Raw genomic sequence first — 5,519 nt, forward strand, 5'->3', positions numbered from 1 at the left:
GTGCCGGCACCCCAGCGTTCTTTCAACTACGTCCAGAGTGATGAATACAACATGTACATCAATCCTTATTTATTCATATTGCCGCGCACACCCGGACAAATAGTCTGGAACTACAAAAAACCACACTCAACATGAACTGGACCTGAGTTACTCTTGTCGACTTGCACAACTAATCAACAATCCGGAACAATTCGATAGACGCAACATAATAGACTCACAACTTCTAAACGCAGGCATATTAACCGTTGCAAAAATAGACAGTCCGCCATGGGGCTGGGACGAGCTGTCGAAGATTTATCATATTGGTACCCAGAACATTCCCTGCGAACAGACACCCCGGAATATTCATGAGTGGTCCAGGCAATACCTGAACCATTGCAGCGCAGTGCTGACCACACCGGCACCCGCTCAAGATCGCCCGATACTTGAAGACGCACCTCGAATCGCCCTCCCCACCTCTGCGGCCCTGACCGTCGCCAGCCTGGGTAATGTCCTGCGCTTGAGAAAAACCTGCCGCTCCTTTACTGGCGAAGCGATCACGCTCGGCGACGTCGGCACACTCATGTATCTCACACTGGGTTTTCTTCACCACCGCGACCATGACCGCGACGAAAGCATCGCCGAAGGCCTCGGCGCCCGTCGCAGCAGTCCCTCCGGGGGTGGACTGAATGCCTGTGAAGGCTTTCTTCTGGCACGCAATATCGAGGGTCTTGAGCCGGGCCTCTACGCCTATCACCCGGCAGAACACGCGCTCAGCCGGGTCAACCCATTGCCCGAACCTGCGCTCGGTCATTTGCTGGCGGGCCAGCATTTCATCAATAACCTGCCTCTGGGCCTGTTCATCACCGCTCGTTTCGACAAGCTCTGGTGGAAGTATGAACACTCGCGCGCCTATCGCATGGCGTTCGTCGAGGCGGGTCATCTGTCGCAGACCTTTCAACTGGTGGCCACGGCGCTGGGCCTGGGAACGTGGCTGACCGGGGCATTCGCTGATCGGCAGGTCGAAGCCTTGCTCAAACTCGAAGGCAGCGCTGAACAACCGTTGTTCTTTGTCGGCTGCGGTGCCAGCGACGGTCAGGCGATGTGTCAGGAAATGCGCGACCTGTTGCTGGAGACACGGACATGAACGTGCCATCCACGGATCTTCCCGAAGCACCAACGTCCTGGGCGCTTCGATTTACCCTCGGCGACTGGAACAACCACGCTTCGGTACGCACCAGCCGGCACGACTACCGTTTGCCGGAGGACCTGCAATTGCAACTGCAGACCCGCTTCTGGTTCCCGCCGGCCTTCCTGCCGTATCTGTCCCATCCGGCCATCGAAGCCGCAGGCAGCAAGGTCATGCATCGGCTGGCAGCCAGCCACCTGGTGCACTTCCTGGACTACACCACGCTGCTTGAACACCGCATCGTCAACCGCGCCGTGGAAACCATCGTCCACGGCGAGTTGCCCGCGTACATTCCTCCACGGATGAAAACCGCCGCGCTGCAGCTGTATACCGACGAGGGTTATCACGCGCTGTTCTCCCATCAACTGGCCGAACAGATCGCCGAACTGCATGGTTTTACCGGTCGTCCGCAGATGCCGCTGCGCATCACCCGCCTGACCGGTCAGATTGCCCGAACGCCGGAGAGTAAACGCCCGCTGGCATGGTTTCTGCTGGGTTTCGTCTCGGAAACCATCATTGCCCGGGAGCTGCTGGATGTGTGTCGGGAAACGCTGGTCAGCAGCGTGAATGACATGTTGCGCGATCACCTCGCTGACGAAGCGCGCCACAGTCGGTTTTTTTCCGAAGTCTTCCACTACCTCTGGTTGACCCTGAACAGCCGCCAGCGCGCCTTCGTTGCCAGAACCTTGCTGGAGACCCTGGCGACCTTCTTCGAAGTGGACGAGCAATGGCTGCACCAAAGTCTACGCCGCGCCGGTATCGGCGAAGGTGCGATCAAGGAAATCCTCGACAGCCTGACCAACGAGCAAGCCAGCCGCCAGCGTGCCAGATCCGGAGCCGTGGCCACACTTGCCGCACTCGAAAGGGCCGGATTTTTCGCACTACCCAACAACCGTAAACTTTTCGCCAAGGCAGGACTGATCGATGCGTGAAGGACGAAAGGCAGTAACAACCCGACAACGCCGCGGGGCGGTCAGTCTGCTGTTGGCCATGGTGCTGCTGGGGGTGTTTCCGCTGGATGTTCTGCTGCCGTCGTTCCCGGCGCTGGCTGAACACTTCGCCCGCACTCCGGCCGACATCGCCCTGTCGATCAGCCTGTTTGCCGTGGGCATTGCCTTCGCCCAGCTGGTGATCGGACCGTTGTCCGACGTCATCGGGCGCAAGGGATTGTTACTTGCCGGCATGGCGGTTTCGATCCTCGGCGCCATCGGTTGCGTGATGACCAGTGACTACATACTGTTCATGGCTTTTCGCATCGTGCAGGCCATCGGTTGCGGCTGTTTTGTCCTGTCGCAGGCGCTGGTACAGGACCTGTTCGATGGCAAGGAACGCGATCGCCTGCGGATCCTGATGGTGACCGCCACCGGGATCTTCATCTCTCTGTCACCGTTGGCTGGCAGCTTCTTGCAAGCGGCCTTGGGCTGGCGCGGCAGCTTCTGGCTGTTCATCGCCCTGGCGGCTGCGGTGTTGCTCAAGGCCTGGCTGTTTCTCGACGGTGGTCGACCAGACGTCAACGCTACACCGCTCAATTTCCTCAGCGCCTATCGACGGGTGCTCGGGGATTTCGAGTTCGTCGGCTACTGGCTGATTTCGGCTTTCGCATTCGCCTGTCACTTCTCGTTCATCGTCATTTCGCCGTTGATCTTCATGGATCAGTTGCAGCTGTCAGCCTACGACTTCTCGCTGATCCTGCTGATCTACGGCGCGGCTTATGTAACAGGCGGAATTGCCGCCGCGCTATTGAGCCGGCGCATCAGTTCTGCGCAACAGATCGTGGCCGGGTTGAGCCTGATCCTGCTGGCAGGGCTGGTGATGCTATTCCTGTCGCGCCACTCTGCACTCTCGCCCGCCACGGTATTGATCCCGATGCTGATCTGCACCGCCGGCACCACCATCTCACGCCCGGCCGCCACCTCACGAGCCATGGACCTGTTCCCGGAGAACGCCGGTACGTCGGCCTCGGCCGGCAGCACAATCATTTTCATTTGTGGCGGATTGATCAGTGCACTGATCAGCCTCAGCCCGAGCAATCTGCAAGCGACCCTCGGCTACAGTTTTGTCCTGCTCAGTTGCATCGCACTGGCGTTGAACAGGCGGATCAGCCGTCACGCCAGAGCGCTCGACACCAGTCCCATCACCAGCACGGGCGGCGATTGAACCTGCCGGTCGTCCTGCCACACGCACCGTCGGCACTGGAACAACGCTTTGCGCCATTCCCTCCAGACGCCAGCGGTGTAGAATCGGCTGATTCATCGCCATTCATCCCCCGGCGGGTTTATGAGCTCAGGCTGAGGCAAGCGGCGATCCCGCAAAGTCATCGGCAACATCCAGGACACACGGCCATTTCTGAGTGTTCCAGACGTCAATAGAAGCTCACTCCCTTTTGATACCTGATTTAGCCGCCCGGAGTGCTCCATGCCAGATTACCGCTCGAAAACATCCACCCACGGCCGCAACATGGCCGGCGCCCGCGCACTGTGGCGCGCCACCGGGATGAAAGATGACGACTTCAAGAAGCCGATCATCGCCATTGCCAACTCCTTTACCCAGTTCGTGCCGGGCCACGTGCACCTCAAAGACCTCGGTCAACTGGTCGCCCGTGAGATCGAACGCGCCGGTGGCGTCGCGAAAGAATTCAATACCATCGCCGTGGATGACGGCATCGCCATGGGCCACGACGGCATGCTGTATTCGCTGCCGAGCCGCGAGATCATCGCCGACTCCGTCGAATACATGGTCAACGCCCACTGCGCTGACGCCATTGTCTGCATCTCCAACTGCGACAAGATCACCCCCGGCATGCTGATGGCCGCCTTGCGCCTGAACATTCCGGTGATCTTCGTGTCCGGCGGTCCGATGGAAGCCGGCAAGACCAAACTCGCTTCCCACGGCCTCGACCTCGTCGACGCCATGGTGATCGCCGCCGACTCCAGCGCTTCTGACGAGAAGGTTGCCGAGTACGAGCGCAGCGCCTGCCCGACCTGCGGTTCGTGCTCCGGCATGTTCACCGCCAACTCGATGAACTGCCTGACCGAAGCCCTCGGCCTGGCATTGCCGGGCAACGGTTCGACCCTGGCCACCCACAGCGACCGCGAACAGCTGTTCCTGCAGGCCGGCCGCACCATCGTCGAGCTGTGCAAGCGTTACTACGGCGAGAACGACGAATCCGTGCTGCCGCGCAACATCGCCAACTTCAAGGCGTTCGAGAACGCGATGATGCTCGACATCGCCATGGGTGGTTCGACCAACACCATCCTGCACCTGCTGGCGGCCGCCCAGGAAGCCGAGATCGATTTCGATCTGCGCGACATCGACCGTCTCTCGCGCAGCGTGCCGCAACTGTGCAAAGTGGCGCCGAACATCCAGAAGTACCACATGGAAGATGTGCACCGTGCCGGGGGCATCTTCAGCATCCTCGGCTCTCTGGCCCGTGGCGGCCTGCTGCATACCGACCTGCCGACCGTGCACAGCCGCAGCATGGAAGAAGCCATCGCCAAGTGGGACATCACCCAGACCACCGACGAAGCCGTGCATCACTTCTTCAAGGCCGGCCCGGCGGGCATCCCGACCCAGACTGCGTTCAGCCAGTCGACCCGTTGGGAAACCCTGGATGACGACCGTGAAAACGGCTGCATCCGCAGCTTCGAACACGCCTATTCGAAAGAAGGTGGCCTGGCCGTGCTGTACGGCAATATCGCGCTGGACGGCTGCGTGGTGAAGACCGCCGGCGTTGACGAGTCGATCCACGTCTTCGAAGGCAACGCGAAAATCTTCGAAAGCCAGGACAGCGCGGTGCGCGGCATCCTTGCCGACGAAGTGAAGGAAGGCGACATCGTCATCATTCGCTACGAAGGTCCGAAAGGCGGCCCAGGCATGCAGGAAATGCTCTACCCGACGTCATACCTGAAGTCCAAAGGCCTGGGCAAAGCCTGTGCGTTGCTCACCGACGGGCGCTTCTCCGGCGGTACTTCCGGCTTGTCGATCGGCCACGCTTCGCCAGAAGCTGCGGCCGGCGGCGCGATCGGTCTGGTGCAGGACGGCGACAAAGTGCTGATCGACATTCCGAATCGCTCGATCAACCTGTTGGTCAGCGATGAAGAACTGGCTGCACGCCGGGTCGAGCAGGACAAGAAAGGCTGGAAGCCGGTCGAACAGCGTCCACGCAAAGTGACCACCGCTCTGAAGGCCTACGCCCTGCTGGCGACCAGCGCCGACAAGGGTGCGGTGCGTAACAAGGCGATGCTCGACGGGCTGTAAGCGTCGAATCGCCAAAACAAAAAATGCCCCGCCAACTGCGGGGCATTTTTTTGCCTGATGCTTGCAAACCACCCCATGTAGGAGCTGCCGCAGG

3 protein-coding genes and 1 pseudogene are annotated in these 5,519 nt (G+C 60.2%); all 4 read left to right on the forward strand.

Annotation, left to right across the window (positions count from 1 at the left end; translation table 11 throughout):
- Nucleotides 1-51 precede the first annotated feature (51 nt).
- Nucleotides 52-1,126: pseudogene (locus HT737_RS13715) on the forward strand (SagB family peptide dehydrogenase).
- A complete protein-coding gene (locus tag HT737_RS13720; RefSeq protein ID WP_182402886.1) occupies nt 1,123-2,100 on the forward strand; it encodes a diiron oxygenase in 978 nt (325 codons plus the stop codon). The pseudogene HT737_RS13715 and the gene HT737_RS13720 overlap by 4 nt, the downstream one beginning before the upstream one ends.
- Nucleotides 2,093-3,325, forward strand: a complete 1,233-nt coding sequence (locus HT737_RS13725) for an MFS transporter (protein ID WP_182402888.1) — start codon at nt 2,093-2,095, stop codon at nt 3,323-3,325. Before HT737_RS13720 ends, HT737_RS13725 begins: the two co-directional genes overlap by 8 nt.
- 258 nt (nt 3,326-3,583) lie before the next feature.
- Nucleotides 3,584-5,425: a dihydroxy-acid dehydratase gene (gene ilvD, locus HT737_RS13730; RefSeq protein WP_007964170.1), complete on the forward strand. Its 1,842-nt coding sequence runs from the start codon at nt 3,584-3,586 to the stop codon at nt 5,423-5,425.
- The last annotated feature ends 94 nt before the right edge of the window (nt 5,426-5,519 follow it).

Source organism: Pseudomonas sp. MD195_PC81_125, from assembly GCF_014060985.1.
Taxonomy (GTDB): Bacteria; Pseudomonadota; Gammaproteobacteria; order Pseudomonadales; family Pseudomonadaceae; genus Aquipseudomonas; species Aquipseudomonas parakoreensis.

What these genes read in the sequence shown, in the direction of transcription:
- ilvD (WP_007964170.1), top strand. Translation starts at nt 3,584, where the DNA reads ATGCCAGATTACCGCTCGAAAACATCCACCCACGGCCGCAACATGGCC.
- HT737_RS13725 (WP_182402888.1), top strand. Translation starts at nt 2,093, where the DNA reads ATGCGTGAAGGACGAAAGGCAGTAACAACCCGACAACGCCGCGGGGCG.
- HT737_RS13720 (WP_182402886.1), top strand. Translation starts at nt 1,123, where the DNA reads ATGAACGTGCCATCCACGGATCTTCCCGAAGCACCAACGTCCTGGGCG.